Origin of the sequence: Pseudoalteromonas sp. GutCa3 (assembly GCF_002836155.1) — a bacterium.
Taxonomy (GTDB): Bacteria; Pseudomonadota; Gammaproteobacteria; order Enterobacterales; family Alteromonadaceae; genus Pseudoalteromonas; species Pseudoalteromonas arctica.
The window spans coordinates 1-20297 of record NZ_PJBK01000034.1 but is presented as its reverse complement, the minus strand read 5'-3'; the positions used below and the strand labels follow the sequence as shown (position 1 = coordinate 20297).

Here is a 20297-nt window from a genome sequence, read left to right as displayed (position 1 = left end):
CATTGGTGAATAGAGCTATGGGATATCAATCAACACAAAACTTAAATGTGATTGTTGAGAAACATGCATCACTTGTTAAAAAAGTGGCATGTCATCTAATTGCTCGATTACCACCTAGCGTTCAGCTTGATGATTTAATTCAATCAGGAATGATAGGTTTAATAGAAGCTTCAAAAAACTTTGATGCAACAAAAGGCGCAAGCTTTGAAACCTTCGCCGGTATTCGTATTCGCGGGGCTATGCTTGATGAAATGCGCCGTGGTGATTGGGCTCCTCGTTCAGTACACCGTAAAAGCCGACAAGTTGCAGAAGCAATTACTGGGCTCGAAAGCAGTCTGAATCGCGAACCAACAGATACAGAAGTTGCTGAAAAACTTGAAATTTCACTCAATGAGTACCATCATATTTTAAATGATGTTAATACCAGTAAAGTATTAGGCATAGAAGACCTTGGTGTAGATGAGGATGTTATTACTCCCGTAGGCCAAGATTTAGCGCTAGACAAACCTTTTAATAATGTTAAAAATGATCGGTTTAATGAGTCTTTGCTAAATGCAATAAAGTCATTACCAGAGCGTGATGCAATGGTACTTTCTTTATACTATAACGATGAAATGAATTTAAAAGAAATAGGACATATACTCGATGTAAGCGAATCGCGTGTAAGTCAGATACATGGTCAGGCGATGATTAAGCTTAAAGCTAAAATCAATGACTGGATAAACTAGTAGTAAGTAAACTAAGGTTAATACCTCACTGGGGGATGTTTTGGATAAAAACATGAAAATTCTTGTAGTTGATGATTTTTCAACGATGAGACGAATTATAAAAAACCTATTACGTGACTTAGGTTTCACTAATGTTCAAGAAGCTGATGACGGGTCTACAGCTTTGCCTATGTTACAAAATCAAGTATTTGATTTTGTGGTTACAGATTGGAATATGCCGGGAATGCAAGGTATTGACCTTTTAAGAGCAATTCGTGCAGATGATAAGTTAAAACATATCCCTGTACTGATGGTAACGGCAGAAGCTAAAAAAGAACAAATAATAGCTGCAGCGCAAGCTGGCGTTAATGGTTATATTGTTAAGCCATTTACGGCTGGAACATTAAAAACTAAATTAGAAAAAGTATTTGAACGCTTAGGCTAATGATGGGGGAGAGGCTTATGTCAGCACCAGCTGCGCCTCAAATAACGTTAGAACAAGCTCGTCAACTCGTCATTTATTTAGAAAACGATGAGCAAGATAAAGCTAATCAGTTGATTTTAGAGACAGCTTCGCAAGAGCAGTCTAAATTATTTGCTGAAGTTGGGAAGTTGACTCGTCAACTGCACGAAGCACTTAAAAGTTTTGAGCTTGATACTCGCTTAACTAACATAACGACAGATGCGATTCCAGATGCTAAAAAGCGGCTTAATTATGTCATAGAAATGACAGAAAATGCGGCTAATAAAACAATGGATGCTGTTGAGGCTAGTTTACCTATAGCTCAGCAACTTGCAGATGAAATATCTCATATCAAACCGACATGGGATCGTTTAATGAGCCGAGAGATTGAGCTTGGTGAGTTTAAACAACTTTGCCATAGTATCGATAAGTTTATGAATAACTCTCATCATAAAACGGATGAGCTTCAAAGCTTAATGACAAATGTACTAATGGCTCAAGACTATCAAGACTTAACAGGTCAAGTTATTCGCCGTGTTATAGAACTTGTTAGAGAAGTAGAAGAAAGCTTACTTCATCTTTTAACAGCGTTTGCTGAACAAGATGACAGTGACAACACAGCGAATAAAGTAGAACAACAAAAAATAAAAGAACCAGTTGCCACACAAACTTTAGCAGGTCCTGAAGGCCCTATTATTGATAAAGAATCGCGTAATGATGTTGTATCTGATCAAGATGAAGTCGATGATCTTTTATCAAGTTTGGGCTTCTAAGAGGAGAGTAACTGCATGTTTGAAGTCGATGAAGATATTTTACAAGACTTTCTTGTAGAGGCAGGAGAAATCCTAGAGCTTTTATCTGAACAGTTAGTTGAACTGGAAAATAATCCAGAAGATACCGAGTTACTAAATGCCATATTTAGAGGCTTTCACACTGTAAAAGGTGGTGCAGGCTTTTTAGCTATGACAGAACTTGTTGATGCTTGCCACGGCGCTGAAAACGTATTTGATTTACTACGTCAAGGCGTGCGAACGGTCAATTCAGAGTTAATGGATGTTATTTTACAAGCGCTCGACACCATTAATGAAATGTTCGCGACTATCCAAAATAGGGATAAGCCAGAACCAGCAGATCCTGAGTTACTTCAAACCCTCCACATTTTGGGCCTACCTCCAACAGAAGCCGAGCTTAACGGAGTCGCTTCAGAAACTGACGTTGAACAACCTCTTGATGAAGTAGTTGATACGCCAATAGCTGATGAGGAAGATCCATTTGCATTTGATGAAATGTTTAGCGGAACTCCTTCGGTTAGTGATGCTGAAATAAACGAAATCACTGAAGATGAATTTGAAAACTTACTTGATGAACTACACGGTAAAGGACAAGGTCCTGCAGTTGAAAAGCCAGTAGCAAGTAGTAGTGATTTTAATGGTGATATTACTGATGATGAATTTGACAGCTTATTAGACGAGTTACATGGAGTTGGCAGTTTTGGTGAGGTTGCGAGTAAAGCACCTGAGCAAAGTAGTGCAGTTAAAGCACCTGTAGAACCAGCTAAACCAGCGTCAAATACTGCTAATTCATCAGATGATGAAATTAGTGATGATGAATTTGAAGCGCTTCTTGATGAACTTCATGGTAAAGGCACTGCACCTAAATCAATAGAAAGCACTCCAGCTGTGAAACAGCCCAATATCCCAGCTAAACCAGCTGCAAAAGCGAGTGTGCCTGTAAAAAAACCAGAACCTGTAAAAGCACCCGCTTCTAAACCGGTAGAAAAACCGGTTGCTAAAGCAGCGCCAGCAACGCCTAAAAAATCAGCGCCACCAGCAGCAGAGACGACAGTTCGCGTAGATACAAAACGACTTGACCAAATTATGAATATGGTTGGTGAGTTAGTACTTGTGCGAAATCGTTTGGTTAGTTTAGCGACCAATTCAGACAGTGAAGCAATGGGTAAAGCAATCTCTAACTTAGATGTAGTGACTGCTGATATTCAAGGCGCGGTTATGCAAACGCGAATGCAACCAATTAAAAAGGTATTTGGTCGTTTCCCTCGCGTAGTACGCGATTTAGCACGCAGCTTAAACAAAGACATTGACTTACAACTTGTAGGTGAAGAAACCGATTTAGATAAAAACTTAGTGGAAGCACTAGCCGATCCGCTTGTGCATTTAGTTCGAAACTCAGTTGACCACGGTATTGAAATGCCAGCTGTTCGTGAGGCTGCCGGTAAGCCTAGAACAGGTAATGTTACTTTATCAGCGTCTCAGGAAGGCGACCATATTTTGTTGACCATTAAAGATGATGGCGCTGGTATGGATGCTGAGAAACTGAAAAAAATAGCAATTAGTAAAGGCGTACTCGACCACGATCAAGCGAGTCGACTTTCTGACACTGAAGCATACAACCTCATTTTTGCACCTGGCTTTTCAACAAAAGAAGAGATATCTGATATTTCAGGTCGTGGTGTTGGAATGGATGTGGTGAAAACTAAAATCACCCAATTGAACGGCTCTGTAAGTATTCAATCTGAGTTAGGCGTAGGTACCATTTTAGAGATAAAAGTACCACTTACCTTAGCCATATTACCGACCTTAATGGTAATTGTTGGCGCACAAACATTTGCGTTACCACTTGCTGGTGTTAGTGAAATATTCAACTTAGATTTAACGAAAACAAATGTGGTTGATGGGCAATTAACAATTATTGTGCGTAAAAAGGCAATACCGTTATTCTACCTCGAGCACTGGTTAGTTAAAGGCTCAGATCGTTCACAGCGAAAAGCAAAAGGCCATGTAGTTATTGTGCAAATTGGTACGCAGCAAATTGGTTTTGTTGTTGACTCATTAATTGGCCAAGAAGAAGTTGTAATTAAACCACTTGATGCGTTACTACAAGGTACCCCAGGTATGGCAGGCGCTACAATTACTTCAGATGGTGGCATTGCACTGATTTTAGACGTTCCAAACATGTTAAAACATTACGCAGGCTAATAATAAAGTAGGTATATATTTAATATATACCTACGCATAAATTTAATAAGAGAGCTAAATGGCCGTTAAAGTTTTAGTTGTTGATGATTCAAGCTTTTTTCGCCGCAGGGTAAGCGAAATTCTTGAGCAAGATAGCGACATACAAGTTATAGGCTTTGCTGTGAATGGCAGAGAAGCTGTTGAAAAAGCAGCTCAGCTACGTCCAGATATGATCACTATGGATGTAGAAATGCCTGTGCTTGATGGTATTAGCGCAGTTAAAGAGATAATGGCGAGTAATCCAACGCCTATCTTAATGTTTTCATCACTAACACGTGATGGCGCAACAGCAACGTTTGATGCGCTAGATGCTGGAGCAATGGATTTTTTACCGAAAAAATTTGAAGACATCGCTCGCAATAATGAAGACGCTATAAAGCTTTTGCAAAATAAAGTGAAAGATATAGGGCGAAGACGTTTACCGCGAACGTTTAAATCTGCAACACCACCTAAGCCAGTAATATCAACTAAACCGATAACAAGCTCACTTTCGCAAAGAACAAACACACTAACGCCTTCGATAAAACAACCCGATAGAAGCTTTCAAAGAGCAGCACCTACAATACCGTCAGGTTCAAATGTTGCCTCAATGCGAGCAAGTGGAAAGCAATACCAGCTTGTGGCTATTGGCACTTCTACAGGTGGCCCTGTTGCACTACAAACTATATTAACTCAATTGCCTGCTAATTTTCCTCATCCTATTTTGCTTATTCAGCATATGCCTGCGGCTTTTACACCTGCATTTGCGGCACGTTTAAATGGCCTGTGCCAAATAAAAGTGAAAGAAGCGCAACAAGGTGACCGCTTACAACCAGGAACGGCTTATCTAGCGCCTGGCGGACAGCAGATGATGGTAGAAGGGCGTGGGGCAAATAGAACACTGCGCGTGTTTGAAGATCATAGCGAGAGAATAAGTTATAAACCGAGTGTAGATGTAACGTTTGCCAGTGCAGCAAAAACGTATCAAGGCGATGTGCTTGCTATCGTTTTAACAGGCATGGGCGCTGATGGACGTGACGGTGCAAGAATGTTAAAGCAAACGGGGGCAACTATTTGGGCACAGGATGAGAAAAGCTGTGTTGTTTATGGAATGCCTCAAGCCATTGCTAATGCGGGGCTTTCGAGTGAAAGCTTAGCATTGAGCGATGTTGCAGCACGTATAAAGAGAGAGGTAGGTTGTGGATAAACTCTCAATATTTGGACTATTTGTAGCACTGGGTGCAATAGGTCTAGGTTACTCTTTAGAAGGCGGCGTTGTTTCTGCTTTATTTAATGGTCCTGCCCTTATTATTGTATTAGGCGGCACGCTTGGTGCTGTTATGTTGCAAACATCAGCAAGTACCTTTAAAAAAATGCTAAATATGAGCTCTTGGGTTTTTGTTGCGCCACAATATGATATTGAAGATGCAATAGAACAAGTTAAGCGATGGTCTCATAAGGCACGTCAAGAAGGTTACTTAGCGCTTGAAAATGAAGCGCTAGCTCACCCAGATGCATATGCAGCAAAAGGTTTAAGCTTGCTTGTAGATGGCTGCTCAGAGCAAAAACTACGTGACACGCTTGAAATTGATTTACTGCTAGAACGCGATCGCTTGCTTGAAGCCGCACGTGTTTATGAAGCGATGGGGGGCTACAGTCCTACCATTGGTATTTTAGGTGCTGTGCTTGGTTTAATACAGGCAATGTCGTTTATTACCGATCCACAAATGCTTGGTGCAGGCGTTGCAACGGCATTTATCGCGACTATTTATGGTGTTGGTTTAGCTAATTTATTGTTTTTACCTATGGCAAATAAGTTAAAACAGCGTGTAGAGCAAAAAATGCTTTACCATGAAATGCTTGCCGAAGGCGTGATTGCAATAAGCGTTGGCGAAAGCCCAGTAAATATAGAATTAAAGCTTGAAGCCTACCGTGTAGAGCGTCCTAATTTAGTGGACGAATAACATGCTACGCCGACGACTGCGTCACTCTGCTCCTAAAAGTCAACATACAGAGCGTTGGCTTGTATCGTATGCCGATTACATGACCATTATGTTTGCTTTTTTTGTGGTGCTATATGCGATAGCGATCAACAAAGAAGAACAATTTCAAATATTGTCAGACTCCCTTGAACACGTTTTTGATAAATCTGCCCGCCAGCACTCCCAGCAAGGTGAGGGCGTCAATGGTAATGGAATATTGACTGATAGAGTGACGCCTGAACAAGAAGTTCTTTATGGTGAAAGTATTTTAAAAGAAGAACAAGGACCAGAGTTACTCGACGGTCAAAGTGATACAAGTAACATACAACAAAAATATTTAGGAAAACCACTCGATAGCTTACTTGCTAAGCTGCAGTCAGCGCTTATTGATGAAATTCGTGATGGAGAAGCCAGTTTAGAGCTTAATCAAGATTGGCTGATTATAGAGCTAAGCTCAGGTATGTTATTTTCAAGTGGTAGCTCAGTTGCACACTCTAGGGCAAAGCAAGTCGTCAAAATTGTTAAAGATATTATTGCTCCAGTAGATAACTATATTAGGGTGCGTGGCTATACTGATGATGAAAGTATTCGCAATGAAATATTTCGCTCAAATTGGGAACTCTCGGTTGCTAGAGCAACATCTATTTTAGTAGAGCTGGAAGCATTAGGTATTAATTCTGCCAGAATGGCGATAGAAGGTTATGGTCAATATTCACCTTTTGTAAGTAACGATACAGAACAAGGGCGAGCAGAAAATCGTAAAGTTGTTATTGCACTTTCTAAGTATGGTTTACCACCAATACAAGACATTAAAGGTGATGAACAAGCCGTCAAGCCAGTAGCGGAAGAGCCTGAAATTGAGCTTCCTTCAGATGACGATACAATAAAAATAATTCGTTTGCCTCATGGTGGTATTCGCATAACAACGCGCAATGAACAGTAATTAGGATGTAATGTGAAGATTTGGACTGTCGCAAATCAAAAAGGTGGTGTTGGTAAAACAACAACAGCAGTGAGCCTTGCTGGTATTTTAGCTTTGCAGGGTAAGCGTGTGTTGCTTATTGATACAGATCCTCATGCATCACTCACTTATTACTTTGGCATTGACTCAGAAGATTTGGAAGTCAGTGTATATGATATTTTTGCGCGTGGCACGAGCATGCAAAGTGAAGAGATACTTCAAGCTTTATGCCCATCAACACTTGAAAACCTAGATATTTTACCCGCAACAATGGCGATAGCCACGCTTGATAGAAGCATGGGTAATAAAACAGGTATGGGATTAATACTAAAAAAAGCGCTTGCAAAAATCAGTGAACATTACGATTATGCCATTTTAGATTGCCCCCCAGTTTTAGGGGTGTTAATGGTTAATGCGCTTGCAGCAAGTGAGCGAATTTTAGTGCCAGTGCAAACGGAATTTTTAGCACTGAAAGGGCTTGATAGAATGATGCGCACTATGGAATTAATGCAAACCTCTCAAGCGAAAGATTATCAATATACTATAATCCCTACTATGTATGATAAACGTACTAAAGCATCGTTAGAAGCATATAAAACACTGCAAAGTACATATGGTGATAAAGTCTGGCCAGGTGTGATACCGGTAGATACTAAATTTAGAGATGCAAGCTTTGCGCAAAAAGTGCCTGTAGAGTATTGTCCTCGTTCGCGTGGTGTATACGCATATAAAGCACTGCTAGAATATTTAATTGAACAAGGTTAATGAATGAGTAAGCAATTATTTGCTAATGAAAAAGTAATGAAACAATACCTAGGGGCTTTGTTATGTGAAGACGAGCCTGTAGATAACCTTGAGCCAGTCGCAAAATTACTTGAGCAAATGCCACACGACTCGCAGCAAGAACATATTCATTTAAAACCAAAAGAACAGATAAAAGCGGCAGAAAAAATATTTGATCAAGACTTACTTAATTCTGAAATTAAGCCAATAGTTGAACCGATATTTGAAGCCGCAAAAGTTAATAAAGCCATTGACGATGAAGTAATAGAGCCGATAAGTACGATTACAGAAGAACCAGAACCACAGATTGTAACCACTAGCCAATCTGACTATTTTGATGGTGAATTTCAGGCATTATTTTTTGAAGTTGCTGGTTTAACATTGGCTGTGCCATTAAAAGCATTAGGCGGTATACATCAATTAGGTGAAGTAAATCATTTATTTGGTAAGCCAAAGTGGTTTAAAGGCGTTATGCTCAACAGAGAAGAAAAGCTTAATGTTGTTGATACTGCTCGTTGGGTAATGCCAGAAAAGTATGATGATAAATTAGAGGCGTCTTTAGATTATCAGTATTTAATTACCTTAGGTGATAGCCAGTGGGGCTTATTAGCTGAAAAGTTGATAAATAACATTACATTGAGTAAAGAAGATGTAAAATGGCGTACAAATAAAAGTAAGCGCCCATGGCTTGCTGGTGTTATAAAAGAAAAAATGTGTGCTTTAATAGATGTAGATAATTTAAATATATTATTAGAGAAAGGCTTAGATAGCCGTCAGTAGTAATGACCATTACGGGGTAATAGCATGAATCAAGATAAATTACTGTCAGCAAATAAAAACGCAGATAATAATGATGAAATTTTACAGTGGGTTACGTTTAAGCTAGAGGAAGAAACCTACGGCGTAAATGTAATGCAAGTACAAGAAATACTTCGTTATACAGAGATAGCCCCTGTACCAGGTGCACCTTCTTACGTTATTGGTATTATTAACTTACGCGGTAACGTTGTAACTGTTATTGATACTCGTGCACGTTTTGGTTTGTTAGCTGCTGATGCAACCGATAATTCTCGTATATTAATTATTGAAGCTGAAGAACAAGTTATCGGCATTTTAGCCGACAGCGTATCTGAAGTCGTTTATTTACGCAGCTCTGAAATCGATAGTGCACCAAATGTTGGTACTGAAGAAAGTGCTAAGTTTATTCAAGGCGTTTGTAATCGTGATAATGAGCTACTGATTTTAGTCGATTTAAACAAGTTACTCAGCGATGATGAATGGGATGAGTTAAGCGATATATAAGCTTTACCAAATAAATTATGCTGTTACTTAGTATAGCTATATCAGCGTTAGCGGTAGGTCTTATATCGCTTGCGCTAATAATTGCATTAAAAAACAAACAAGTGAATGAAATTAATGCTGTATTACAGCAGCTTAAAGATAGCTCAGAGCAAACTCATATTTTGCGAAGTGAAATTTCAGAGCTTAGAACAGGGCTTTTAAGTATTGGTAAGCGAGTGCTTGAGGTTGAGCAACAAAATCAAGATTTGATACAGCAACAAGCTGCGCAGAAATACGATGACCCTGATGCTAAAATTTACTCTCGTGCAGTAAAAATGGTTGAGTTAGGTGCGGACCTCGATGAGGTGATACGCGAATGCGAATTACCGCGAGCAGAAGCCGAATTACTGTTTTCACTACATAAACAAAAAGGCGCTTAGCGCCTTTTTAGTTATAAGCGTGTAAATAATCTCACGCTTTAATATTTAACTTACCTTGAAAGTCTTGCCAGCCTGGCGGAAATTGACCTCTTAATACATACGAAAACGCAATAAGCTCTGCAATTACATAATAAAGCTCTTTAGGGATTTCTTCCCCTAAGCTTAAATGCGACAACGTTTTAGCAAGCGCAGCATCTTCGTGGATCATAATTCCTTTTAATTTTGCCGCTGCAATTATTTCGTCAGCTAACTCACCAAACCCTTTTACACTTACAGTGGGTGTGTTGCCAGCTTCGTATAAAAGCCCAATGGCTGACTTATTAATAGGTGTATCACTCATTACTAAACCTTAATATTAATAATTGCATGAGATTTATAAAATGCCTGATTATTTGCATCGCCTCGCTTTAAGTTGAGCTCTCCAACTTGTAAACCGTGCTTAGCTAGTTTGGATCTTAAATTATCTAAGTGAGGGTGAGCAATTGCGCTTACTTCTTGGCTCGAGGCTAATAGCTGGCAATCGAGTGCTTTATCCATTAACTCAGCGGTAATCTGTAACTGCCCAATCTGTGCATAATCAAAGTTTAACCTGACAAACCATACATTTTTATCTTCTAATTTATCTGCGCTTGGCTTTTTATATTGCCCCAGTGTTATTTCTGTTTGGGCGGCCTCAGGCGGCAATTTCATTGGTAATAAAAATTGTGCAAGCGGGTTTGTGTCTGGTTGTTGACTTGGTGTTGAAACACTTACTTGGGTAAGTGTGTTTTTAACTTGTACGATTTCGCTAGCCAATGCTTGAACTTGAGCTTGCTGCAGTTGCTCAAGTATTTTTGCTCCCGCGTTTCCTGTTTTAAAAGTAGGTATGAGTACTTGTAAAAGTGCATCTAAGCCAGTTTGGTTATTAAAGCTTATCGGTGTTACTGATTGGCTAATTATAGGGGCTGCTAAAATACTCACTGCAACTTGTTCAAGTCCTTTAGTGAAGCTACTTTGTAGTGTATCACCCGTTAATTGAGATGGTTGTAAGGTGGCTAATACTTCACGCTGTATGGTCGCAGGGTTAACATTATTACTTGAGACCATGCGATTAAATGCTTGGTTAATTAAGCGAGTTAAATCGGGCGTGTCTTTTGTTGCTCTATTTGTAATGTCAGTAATTTGACTACTTAAAAGCTGTTTGTTACCAGCTAATCTATCCGTAGGGATTGTGGTATCAGGAAGCTTTAATAATGTGCTTAATAGCTTTGCTTCTATTGGTTGTAGCATTTGACTACGAGAGGCAATATTAGATAACGGCTCTGCTAATGGGAGCATGTTTTTAATCGAGGCTGGGTTTACACTGTTTTGATTGTTGCCGTTTATTACTGGTTGCACTGAAGAAGTTGTTTGCCCTTTAGTAACAATTTCACTTGTAGGCTTAATTAACGTATCAACTTTACTGTTAGTACTAATATTCAGAGCACTCAATTGACTCGCGTTTAAACTACTTGGCTTAGCGCTCGCCACTTCATTTTGAGTAATGTTATTTGTTATTGGCGTGTAGATTGTTGCTGTGTTTGAAGGTGATTGCCAAACACTAACACTTCCTTTTATTTGCTGAGTTAATTGTACAAGTGGCGGAAGTCTTGAAAAGTGCTCTGGTAAAGTATTGCTCGTATTACTATTTAACGCCGTACTTACATTTTGGGTAATGTTAACTCTATTTAACGGTGATACTGTTAATTGCATAACTAAGCCCGGTCTTTGTATCGCAGATGATCCAGACGGCGGCATTAACTCAGATTTATTTGCTGCTGCAAAGGGCTTACTTTCAAAATATTTAACTGCATCATTAATTCGCGTTTTTAAATCACTAAAGCTATTTTGTAGCCACGACTTTATTGGGCTATCAGGTGTAAGCAGTGGGCTTGCTTTAATAGTGGACGCAGAAAAATGTATTTCAGAGACACTGCTTTTTTGAGCTAAAAGTAACTCGTTAAACGGTTTAGAAAATGAGTTATTAAGCGTTACTTTTATATTATTAGTATCGGTTTTAATAAGTAATTTATCAGCCTGATTTATTAAATTTACCTTAATGGGGGTGTTGGGTAGTTCACTAACTTGTTGATTAGTAATAGGCGTTGTAAACGAACCTGACTTTTGAGGATGAGTCAAAATAGCTAGTTTAGGTGTTGCTTGAAGTTGCGCACTAGGTAATAAGGCCACGAGTAATTTAGTAAGTTTAGTTTGGCTAAGTGGTTGCGTATGAATTGTATCTGCAAAGCGATTAATAACATTAAGCTGTGCGCCTTTGTTAGTCGTGCTAACAACTACTTTTAAAGGCTGCTCGGTTAAAAGTAACTGCGCTACGTCTTTATTTATGGCAATACTGGCGTTAAGTTTATCAACTACTAATTTTGGGGTAGGGGACATAACCACTTGTAAATCCATTGGTTTGCTTTGTACCTCAGTGCCCGTGCTTACATAATTTAATAAACGCTGTAATTGTACTGGTTGATTTAAAGTAAGGGTTGTAGTGTTTGGCGTGATGTTCAGCTGTTTGCCATCGGGACTAAGTTGTATGTTAGCACTGGCTATTTTTTGTAAATTTTGAGGTGCGCTTGTAGTGCCAAGTCTTAATGTCTGCCAATGTTTATCAATAAATACATCAAGCGTAATCGAGTCTTTCGAAAATTGAATGTTTTTAGCCGCAAGTACCTCATTAGGTAATTGCGATAACTCATTGGTTTGAGGATTTGTCGATTGATTGATAACCAATGAATTAGATAATGTTATTTGCGTTGGCGTATTCATTATTTTAAATCAAGTTTTCTCTATTTTAAGTGAATCGATTTTAAAGCAATATTCGTATTACCCTATCATTATGGTAGACTAACGCCTAATTTTTGGCAGAGAGAATCGTCATCTTGTTACACATTAAGTCCGTCACCTGCATCAAGCAAGATCGTTGTTTGTTTGCGGATCTTAATTTTAGCCTTAATAGCGGTCAAATCATGCAATTAGCGGGTCCTAATGGGGCTGGTAAAACATCGCTATTGCGTATTATCGCAGGCTTTTCTGTGCCTGATGAAGGAGCTGTTTTATTTCAAGAACAGCCTATATCTAAGTATTACGAAGAGTATGCCAGAGAACTACTCTTTATAGGCCACAAGACAGGTGTAAATACTCAGCTTAGTGCAGTTGAAAATGTTCGTCATTGGTTACAAATTAATGGCTACATAAACCAGCCTGACTTGTATCCCATTTTAGCGCAACTTGGCCTTGTTGGACTTGAAGATGTACCGGTTAGAATGTTATCTGCTGGACAACAAAGACGTGTAGCTTTGGTTAGGCTTTGGTTAAGTGATGCTAAATTATGGGTACTTGATGAGCCATTTACCGCGCTTGATAAAAGCGGTGTTGCCTTTTTACAGCAGCGATTTACCGAGCACTTACTAAACGGTGGAGCTATTTTGTTAACGACCCACCAAGATTTAACGACCCATTTTAGTAACTTGCAAACGGTTACACTGGAGTATCGTCACTAATGACTCGTCAACATTCTTATTGGTTGCTATTTAGTGCGGTATTTACCAAAGATGTAAAACTTGCGTTTCGCCAGCGCGCTGAAATTGTAAATCCTATTTTGTTCTTCTTAATTGTAATTTCATTATTTCCGTTAGCAATCGGGCCTGAGCCTGGTTTACTAGCGAGAATGGCACCGGGAATTATTTGGGTTGCCGCATTACTCTCTACCATGTTGGGCTTGGATAAGCTGTTTAGAGATGATTTTAATGATGGCTCATTGGAGCAGTTAATTGCATCGTCTTACCCGTTATCGTTAACCGTACTTGCTAAAGTGGCTGCTCACTGGGTGGTAACAGGTTTGCCGCTTGTATTAATGACGCCGCTATTTGCATTGTTGTTAAACCTAGAAAGTACGGCGTTAACAGCGACTGTTTTGACATTATTATTAGGCACTCCACTATTGAGCTTTATTGGCGCAATAGGCGCAGGGCTTACTGTGGGATTACAAAAAGGGGGTATTTTGATGAGTTTACTCGTATTGCCTTTGTATATTCCTGTTTTGATTTTTGCAACGTCGGCTATCGATACCAGCACCATGTCGCTGGATTATAGTGGGCAGCTTGCCATCCTTGGTGCAATGTTACTTATTGCTATTATTAGCGCACCAATTGCCATATCGTCAGCTTTAAAAGTGAGTGTAAGTTAATGTGGAAGTGGTTACATCCCTATGCTAAAGCAGAGCGTGCATACCAGTTATGCAATACGTTACTGCCTTATTTTGCCGTAGTTACTGTAGTTAGTATGATTGTTGGATGGGTATGGGGGCTTGGTTTTGCACCTGCCGATTACCAACAAAAAGACAGCTACCGTATCATTTTTATTCATGTTCCTTCTGCCATTTTGTCTATGGGGGCTTACTCATCAATGGCTATTGCAGCTGTTGTTGCGCTTGTATGGCAACTACGAAATGCCGAACTTGCCGTTATTGCTATAGCGCCTGTTGGTGCTTGTATTACTGCTATAGCGCTTATTACTGGCGCTGCATGGGGTAAACCTATGTGGGGGGCTTGGTGGGTATGGGATGCGCGTTTAACGTCTGAACTTATTTTATTATTTTTATATCTTGGCGTGCTTTCGCTTTACCATGCATTTGAAGATAAGAAGTCAGCAGGGCGTGCGGCTTCTATTTTAGCTATTGTGGGCGTAATCAATTTACCTATTATTCATTACTCAGTTGAGTGGTGGAATACGCTACACCAAGGCGCAAGCATTACAAAACTAGACACTAAAGCAATAGACCCAAGTATGTTTTGGCCACTTATGGTTAATATTTTAGCCTTTGCTGCTTTTGTAGGAACAGTGACTTTAATTCGTCTTAAAAATGAAATTTTACAACGCGAAAAGCACCGACCGTGGGTGCGTTTGTTGTTAAATAAGGGGTAATTATGCAGTTTGACTCTTTTTCTGATTTTATTGCAATGGGAGGCTATGGGTTTTATATCTGGCTTTCTTTTGGTACATGCGCTCTTATTTTACTCGGTATTTTAGTGAACTCTTTAAGAGATACCAAACGTATTATGGCTTCAGTTGAGCAACAAATAATACGTGAAGCGCGAATTAAAAAAGCTAAACAGGAACAAGCCTCATGAATCCAAGACGTAAAAAGCGCCTATTGGTAATTATTGCCGTACTGTTTGGTATTGGTGGATCAATTGGTTTAGTGCTTTATGCACTTCAAGAAAATATTAATCTTTTTTATACGCCAAGCGAACTTATTGATGGCAAAGGGCCTAATAAAGAAAAACCATTCATTGGCCAAAAGCTACGTATTGGTGGCATGGTTGTACCAGGCACGGTTGAGCGTAATGAACAGAGCTTACAAGTAAGCTTTAAGCTAATTGATACAGGTCCATTAGTGACCGTGCGTTATCAAGGCATATTGCCAGACTTGTTTCGTGAGGGGCAAGGCATTGTAGCGCAGGGCGTATTAATCGAACCTAATGTTATTGAAGCATTTGAAGTGCTTGCAAAGCATGACGAAGAATATATGCCAGCAGAAGTTGCTGAGGCAGTTAAAGGTATTAAGCACGAAAAACCAAAATACAACTTAGATAGTGGTAATTAGCTATGATCCCAGAAATTGGTTATTTTTCTTTAACGCTTGCCATGGTGCTAAGCGTTTTACTGTGTATTTTTCCTCTTTGGGGCGCGCATACCGGTAATCTTCGATTAATGCGTGCAGCTCCCTCTTTAGCAATTGGGCAATTCGCTTTTGTTTTAATCTCTTTTGCAGCACTTATTTACGCCAGTGTAACGGATGATTTTACCGTATCGTATGTGGCATATCATTCAAGTAGTACGCTACCTTGGTATTACAAAATCACCTCTACATGGGGCGGCCATGAAGGCGCTATTTTACTGTGGTTAGTAATGCAAGCTGGTTGGACTGCCGTTGTTGCTGCGCGTTCTAAATCACTCCCTTGGGTGCTACGTGCCCGAGTATTGGGCGTACTTGGTTTTTTAGGTGTAGGTTTTATGATGTACACCTTACTACTTTCAAGCCCGTTTGAGCGCCTACTTCCTTATTTCCCGGTAGAAGGGCGTGATTTAAATCCGTTGCTTCAAGATCCGGGCATGATTATTCACCCGCCATTACTCTACATGGGTTATGTAGGGCTATCAGTTGCTTTCTCTTTTGCTATTGCTGCGCTATTAACTGGCAAGCTTGATAACACGTGGGCTAAATGGTCACGTCCTTGGACAATGACTGCGTGGGGCTTTTTAACACTAGGTATTACAATTGGTAGCTGGTGGGCATACTCAGAACTTGGCTGGGGTGGCTGGTGGTTTTGGGATCCAGTAGAAAACGCATCATTAATGCCATGGCTTGTTGCGACCGCATTACTGCACTCGTTAAGCGTAACTGAAAAACGCGGTGTGTTTAAATCGTGGACCGTATTACTTGCTATAGCAGCATTTTCATTGAGCTTATTAGGCACATTTATTGTGCGCTCGGGTATTATTGTATCGGTACATGCTTTTGCAACAGACCCTGATAGAGGCTTATTTATACTCGCCTTTTTAGGCATAGTTGTAGGTGGTGGCTTAGCGTTATATGCACTGCGTGTATCGCAAGTACATAGTGAAGGTCGATACAAGTTTGTATCACGCGAAGTGGCGTTATGGCTCAATAATATATTTTTAGTAGTTGCTACATTAATCGTATTGCTGGGTACTTTATTACCTATGGTTCATAAAGAAATGGGCTTGGGCAGTATTTCTATTGGCGAACCGTTTTTTAATAAGATGTTTGCAATAATTTTAGTGCCGTTTGCTATTTTGATGGGGATAGGGCCATTTTTACGCTGGAAGCAAAATAAATGGGCTTTCTTACAAAACAAAATATTAATGGGCGTATTAGCCAGTGTAGTGATTACCTGTGCTTGGTTGTTTTCAAGTTACGATTTAGTAAAACCACTTACGCTACTAGCCACTACGCTTGCGGTTTGGATTGCAATATCAACTGGGATCGACATTTATACTAAATCTGCTGTACACGGCACCTTAAAAGAAGGTTTAAAACGCTTAGGTGTAAGTTACTGGGCTATGGTGCTTGGGCATATTGGTATTTCGTTTGTTATTGCAGGTGTAACGCTTACATCAGCATATTCAGTTGAGCGTGACGTATCGATGAAGCAAGGCGATACAGTTCAGCTTAACGAGTATGAATACCGTTTTGATGGTGTTAAAACTATTCGCGGGCCGAACTACAGTGGTCATGCTGGTGTTGTATCGGTGCTTAAAAACAATGAGCTAGTAACACGCTTACACGCCGAAAAACGTAAGTATGATATTGGTATGCAGTTTATGACCGAGGCGGCCATAGATGCAGGCTTTACACGTGATTTATACTTAGCGTTAGGTGAGCAGTTGAGCCAAGGTGCATGGTCACTTCGCATTTATCATAAACCGTTTGTTCGTTGGATGTGGATTGGTGGTGTGCTTATTTCCCTAGCTGGATTTATGATTTTATTTGATAAACGCTACCGCACATCAGCTAAAACAGCGCGTAGAGCTGCATCGGAGAATGTTTTATGAACCGTAAAATTTTAGCTATTGCGCCGCTTTTAGTATTTGCTTTTGTATGTGTATTTTTATACCAAGGCCTTTTTGCTAATCCTCGTGAAATTCAAACGGGTCGGTTAGGTCAAGAAATGCCAGCATTTAATCTACCTGATTTAATGCAAGACAATAAGCCGTGGACCAACGAGTCTTTAAAAGGCGAAGTTTACTTACTAAATGTATGGGGTACTTGGTGCCCAACATGTTTAGTTGAACTTGGTTATTTAACTAAGTTACGTGAGCAAGGCGTTAAAATTATTGGGCTTTATTACGTACAAGGTTACGATGCTGACTTTGATGGCCCGTTTGATATGCAATCACTTCGCACCGAAGTGAGCGATATGCTGCAACGTGCGGGTGACCCATATCAATTTAATATCTTAGATTTACATCGTACTTTGTCGTTGGATTTAGGTGTTTCGGGTGCGCCTGAAACATTTTTAGTCGATAAAAACGGCACTATTTTGTTGCATCACACGGGCGATATAAACCCGCGAGTATGGCGAGCTAAATTTGCGCCAATTATGCAGGAGCTTAAATAATGAAATGGTTACTACTTACGCTTAGCCTTTTTGTAAGCATCAGTGCGTTTGCAGAGCAAGATCGCTATCAATTTGATAACAACAAACAAGCGATATTGTTTGAAGAGCTAACTAAAGAGCTGCGCTGTCCTAAGTGTCAAAATCAAAACATTGCGGACTCTGACGCTGTTGTTGCTAAAGACTTGCGCGATAAAGTACTCGTATTGGTTAAAGAAGGTAAGAGCAAAGATGAAGTGATTGATTACATGATTGACCGCTTTGGCTATTTTGTTCATTACGACCCACCAGTTACACCAGCGACTTTAGTACTTTGGGTATTACCTGTATTAATTGTCATAGTCGGCTTTGGTTTTATTGTTATTCGCCAGCGAAAAGCATCAGTAAAACAAACGTGGAGCAGTGACGACGAAATGCTGTTAGCTAAGCTAATTGAACAAAACAAACGTCAGGAGCAAAGTTAAATGATTTTAATGTGGGCGTGTTTTGCTTTACTCACACTGGTTGCTCTTGGGTTTGTGATGTTGCCTTTTTTAAAAAAAGAGCGCGTTCAAACAATTACTCATAACGCCAACGCTGAGCTAATTAGCATTTATGAGCAGCGTTTAGTTGATTTACAAACCGATTTAGATAATCAGCGTATTGATACCGTAAATCATGCAGAATCAATTATTGAATTAAAACGCCGTTTATTGAATGAGTTATCACCAGAAAAATCACTAAACAGCAAAGGTAATAATCGTATTTTTGCTTTAACTGGTGGCGCATTTGTTCTTACTCTAACAGGTGTTTTTTATAGTTTAACGGGTAGTCAGCAGCAAATTTCGGCTTGGCATGATGCCATGGATAATTTAGCTGATTATGGTGAGCGTGCTGTAATGCAAAAAGGTGAGCCGCTTAGCCAAAATGAACTGCAGGCTTTTGCATTGGCGCTTCGTACTAAGCTTAGCCGCTCAGGCGATGATGAAGTTGCTTGGATGCTACTTGGACGAGTTGCTATGTCGCTTAATGAATTTGACATGGCGCAGCAGTCATTTGATAAAGCACTACGTATGAATCCTGATAATATGCAGGTACTTATTAGTTATAGCCAAGTTTTATTACTAGAAGGCAGCGAAGCTAATATGACCCGTGCGGCAGGTATGCTCTCAAAAGTACTAAAAGTTGAGCCTACCAATTTAGATGCAATTTCGTTATTAGCACTCATCGCTTATGAACGTAAAGATTGGCCTCAAGCCAAAGCTGCATTTGAAGTTTTACTTGCGAGTATGGAAAAAAATGATTCTCGTTATAGCATGATCTCTGAGCGTATCGCTGATATAGAGAAGCAAATGCAAACGGAAGGCTCTGTTATGCCAGTTACTACTACAACGGGTGCTATTGCAGTTACAGTCGACATTGCAAAAGAGCTTATAGATAAACAGCCAAAAGACGGTATCTTGTTTATATTTGCAAAAGCAGCAAGTGGTTCGCCAATGCCATTAGCTGCTGTTAAACTCGCTAAATATTCATTTCCAATTACAGTTGAGTTGAGTGATAGTAGTGCAATGGTTGCAGGGCTTAACTTATCTAGTGCAGAAAATATTATTATTTCGGCGCGTATTTCTATAGATGACTCGGTTATGCCAAGTTCTGGTGAGCTAGAAGGTCATTCAGAGTCGTTAAAGCGTGAAAGTGTAAGTGACTACCAACTTCAAATTGATACATTAATACCTTAAGGACGTTAGATGTTAAAACACAGTTTTACTTTTTTATGTTTATTGATACTAGCCGGGTGTGCTCAAGTACCACAAAGCAAAGTAGATGACAGAGATCCGCTGCAAAGTATTAATCGTCCGTTATACGACTTTAATATGGATGTACTGGATGCTTATTTATTGCGCCCAGTTGCTGTAGGTTATGTTGAAGTAACGCCTGTACCGGTAAGAAACGGTATTGTTAATTTCACAGGTAATATTACAGCACCTGTGGATATGATTAATGCGGGTTTGCAAGGTAAGCCGGGTAATGCAAGTGTGAGCTTAGCGCGTTTTTTAGTTAACTCTACGGTTGGTATTTTTGGTATTTTTGATGTTGCCAGTTCACTTGGTCTTGAAATTGTAGATGAAGACTTTGGACAAACGTTAGGTGTATGGGGCGTGGGTGATGGCGCTTATTTAATGCTACCTGGCATGGGTCCTACAACAGCACGTAACCTGACCGGTGATGTAGTCGACAACTTTGTATTGCCTGAAGTTGCGCTAACGACTCCACAAACTATTCTAGTGTTTGTTTTAAAAGCAGTTGAGGCGCGTGCATCATTAATCCCACAAGAAGGGCTATTAAATGATTCACTTGATCCGTACTTATTTGTAAAAGATATTTACTTCCAGCGTCAAATTTATGAGCTGTACGATGGCAACCCACCTATAAAAGAAGAGCCAGCTGATTTTGATGAAGACTTTTTAGAAAGTTTATAATTGAAAAGCCACTCGTAAAAACGCCAGCTAAATGCT

The 20297-nt window shown here is 39.8% G+C and carries 23 protein-coding genes; 21 read left to right on the top strand and 2 right to left on the bottom strand.

Annotation, left to right across the window (positions count from 1 at the left end):
• Positions 1-17: 17 nt before the first annotated feature.
• The 11 genes from CXF64_RS07215 to CXF64_RS07165 are packed head-to-tail and all read left to right on the top strand — an operon-like array spanning position 18 to position 9631.
• Positions 18-728, top strand: coding sequence for an RNA polymerase sigma factor FliA (locus tag CXF64_RS07215; protein ID WP_007585810.1), 711 nt, complete (start codon positions 18-20; stop codon positions 726-728).
• A gap of 40 nt (positions 729-768) precedes the next feature.
• The gene (gene cheY, locus CXF64_RS07210) at positions 769-1152 is read left to right on the top strand and encodes a chemotaxis response regulator CheY (RefSeq protein ID WP_008132609.1); all 384 of its coding nucleotides are present in this window, start codon (positions 769-771) and stop codon (positions 1150-1152) included.
• A gap of 17 nt (positions 1153-1169) precedes the next feature.
• Positions 1170-1943, top strand: coding sequence for a protein phosphatase CheZ (locus tag CXF64_RS07205; protein WP_007585814.1), 774 nt, complete (start codon positions 1170-1172; stop codon positions 1941-1943).
• A gap of 15 nt (positions 1944-1958) precedes the next feature.
• Positions 1959-4166 (top strand): chemotaxis protein CheA, encoded by a 2208-nt coding sequence (locus tag CXF64_RS07200; RefSeq protein ID WP_101163316.1) that lies wholly within the window; start codon positions 1959-1961, stop codon positions 4164-4166.
• A 58-nt stretch (positions 4167-4224) separates the two neighbouring features.
• Positions 4225-5391, top strand: coding sequence for a protein-glutamate methylesterase/protein-glutamine glutaminase (locus CXF64_RS07195; RefSeq protein ID WP_101216686.1), 1167 nt, complete (start codon positions 4225-4227; stop codon positions 5389-5391).
• Positions 5384-6148: a flagellar motor protein gene (locus CXF64_RS07190; protein ID WP_007585825.1), complete on the top strand. Its 765-nt coding sequence runs from the start codon at positions 5384-5386 to the stop codon at positions 6146-6148. The genes CXF64_RS07195 and CXF64_RS07190 overlap by 8 nt, the downstream gene beginning before the upstream one ends.
• A 1-nt stretch (position 6149) precedes the next feature.
• Complete coding sequence (locus tag CXF64_RS07185) at positions 6150-7109, top strand: flagellar motor protein MotB (protein ID WP_007585826.1); 960 nt, start codon at positions 6150-6152, stop codon at positions 7107-7109.
• A 12-nt stretch (positions 7110-7121) separates the two neighbouring features.
• Positions 7122-7892, top strand: a complete 771-nt coding sequence (locus tag CXF64_RS07180; RefSeq protein ID WP_007585827.1) for a ParA family protein — start codon at positions 7122-7124, stop codon at positions 7890-7892.
• Positions 7893-7895: 3 nt separating this feature from the next.
• Positions 7896-8690, top strand: a complete 795-nt coding sequence (locus tag CXF64_RS07175; RefSeq protein WP_101216685.1) for a chemotaxis protein CheW — start codon at positions 7896-7898, stop codon at positions 8688-8690.
• A gap of 24 nt (positions 8691-8714) precedes the next feature.
• The gene (locus CXF64_RS07170) at positions 8715-9212 is read left to right on the top strand and encodes a chemotaxis protein CheW (protein ID WP_002959294.1); all 498 of its coding nucleotides are present in this window, start codon (positions 8715-8717) and stop codon (positions 9210-9212) included.
• A gap of 17 nt (positions 9213-9229) precedes the next feature.
• Positions 9230-9631, top strand: a complete 402-nt coding sequence (locus CXF64_RS07165) for a DUF2802 domain-containing protein (protein ID WP_007585829.1) — start codon at positions 9230-9232, stop codon at positions 9629-9631.
• 31 nt (positions 9632-9662) lie between these two features.
• Here CXF64_RS07165 and CXF64_RS07160 read toward each other — a convergent pair whose 3' ends face one another.
• A complete protein-coding gene (locus CXF64_RS07160) occupies positions 9663-9971 on the bottom strand; it encodes an EscU/YscU/HrcU family type III secretion system export apparatus switch protein (protein ID WP_024589934.1) in 309 nt (102 codons plus the stop codon).
• A gap of 2 nt (positions 9972-9973) precedes the next feature.
• Positions 9974-12427: a flagellar hook-length control protein FliK gene (gene fliK, locus CXF64_RS07155; protein ID WP_101216684.1), complete on the bottom strand. Its 2454-nt coding sequence runs from the start codon at positions 12425-12427 to the stop codon at positions 9974-9976.
• A gap of 113 nt (positions 12428-12540) precedes the next feature.
• Here fliK and ccmA point away from each other — a divergent pair, with 113 nt between their 5' ends.
• The 10 genes from ccmA to CXF64_RS07105 are packed head-to-tail and all read left to right on the top strand — an operon-like array spanning position 12541 to position 20261.
• Positions 12541-13161: a cytochrome c biogenesis heme-transporting ATPase CcmA gene (gene ccmA / locus CXF64_RS07150; RefSeq protein ID WP_096058052.1), complete on the top strand. Its 621-nt coding sequence runs from the start codon at positions 12541-12543 to the stop codon at positions 13159-13161.
• Positions 13161-13847, top strand: a complete 687-nt coding sequence (gene ccmB / locus CXF64_RS07145; protein WP_002959286.1) for a heme exporter protein CcmB — start codon at positions 13161-13163, stop codon at positions 13845-13847. The genes ccmA and ccmB overlap by 1 nt, the downstream gene beginning before the upstream one ends.
• Positions 13847-14584 carry a heme ABC transporter permease gene (locus CXF64_RS07140; protein ID WP_007585844.1) on the top strand — a complete coding sequence of 246 codons (738 nt, stop codon included), beginning with the start codon at positions 13847-13849 and terminating at the stop codon, positions 14582-14584. Before ccmB ends, CXF64_RS07140 begins: the two co-directional genes overlap by 1 nt.
• Before the next feature lie 2 nt (positions 14585-14586).
• The gene (ccmD, locus tag CXF64_RS07135; protein WP_007585846.1) at positions 14587-14790 is read left to right on the top strand and encodes a heme exporter protein CcmD; all 204 of its coding nucleotides are present in this window, start codon (positions 14587-14589) and stop codon (positions 14788-14790) included.
• Positions 14787-15266, top strand: coding sequence for a cytochrome c maturation protein CcmE (gene ccmE, locus CXF64_RS07130; protein WP_007585848.1), 480 nt, complete (start codon positions 14787-14789; stop codon positions 15264-15266). Before ccmD ends, ccmE begins: the two co-directional genes overlap by 4 nt.
• A gap of 2 nt (positions 15267-15268) precedes the next feature.
• Positions 15269-17239 (top strand): heme lyase CcmF/NrfE family subunit, encoded by a 1971-nt coding sequence (locus tag CXF64_RS07125; protein WP_024589932.1) that lies wholly within the window; start codon positions 15269-15271, stop codon positions 17237-17239.
• Positions 17236-17805, top strand: a complete 570-nt coding sequence (locus CXF64_RS07120) for a redoxin family protein (RefSeq protein ID WP_007585852.1) — start codon at positions 17236-17238, stop codon at positions 17803-17805. Before CXF64_RS07125 ends, CXF64_RS07120 begins: the two co-directional genes overlap by 4 nt.
• On the top strand, positions 17805-18266 hold the full coding sequence (locus tag CXF64_RS07115) for a cytochrome c-type biogenesis protein (protein WP_007585854.1): 462 nt from the start codon (positions 17805-17807) through the stop codon (positions 18264-18266). The genes CXF64_RS07120 and CXF64_RS07115 overlap by 1 nt, the downstream gene beginning before the upstream one ends.
• Positions 18267-19520 (top strand): c-type cytochrome biogenesis protein CcmI, encoded by a 1254-nt coding sequence (gene ccmI, locus CXF64_RS07110; RefSeq protein ID WP_101216683.1) that lies wholly within the window; start codon positions 18267-18269, stop codon positions 19518-19520. It abuts the gene before it with no gap.
• Between the two features lie 9 nt (positions 19521-19529).
• Complete coding sequence (locus CXF64_RS07105; RefSeq protein ID WP_007585858.1) at positions 19530-20261, top strand: MlaA family lipoprotein; 732 nt, start codon at positions 19530-19532, stop codon at positions 20259-20261.
• Positions 20262-20297: the final 36 nt, after the last annotated feature.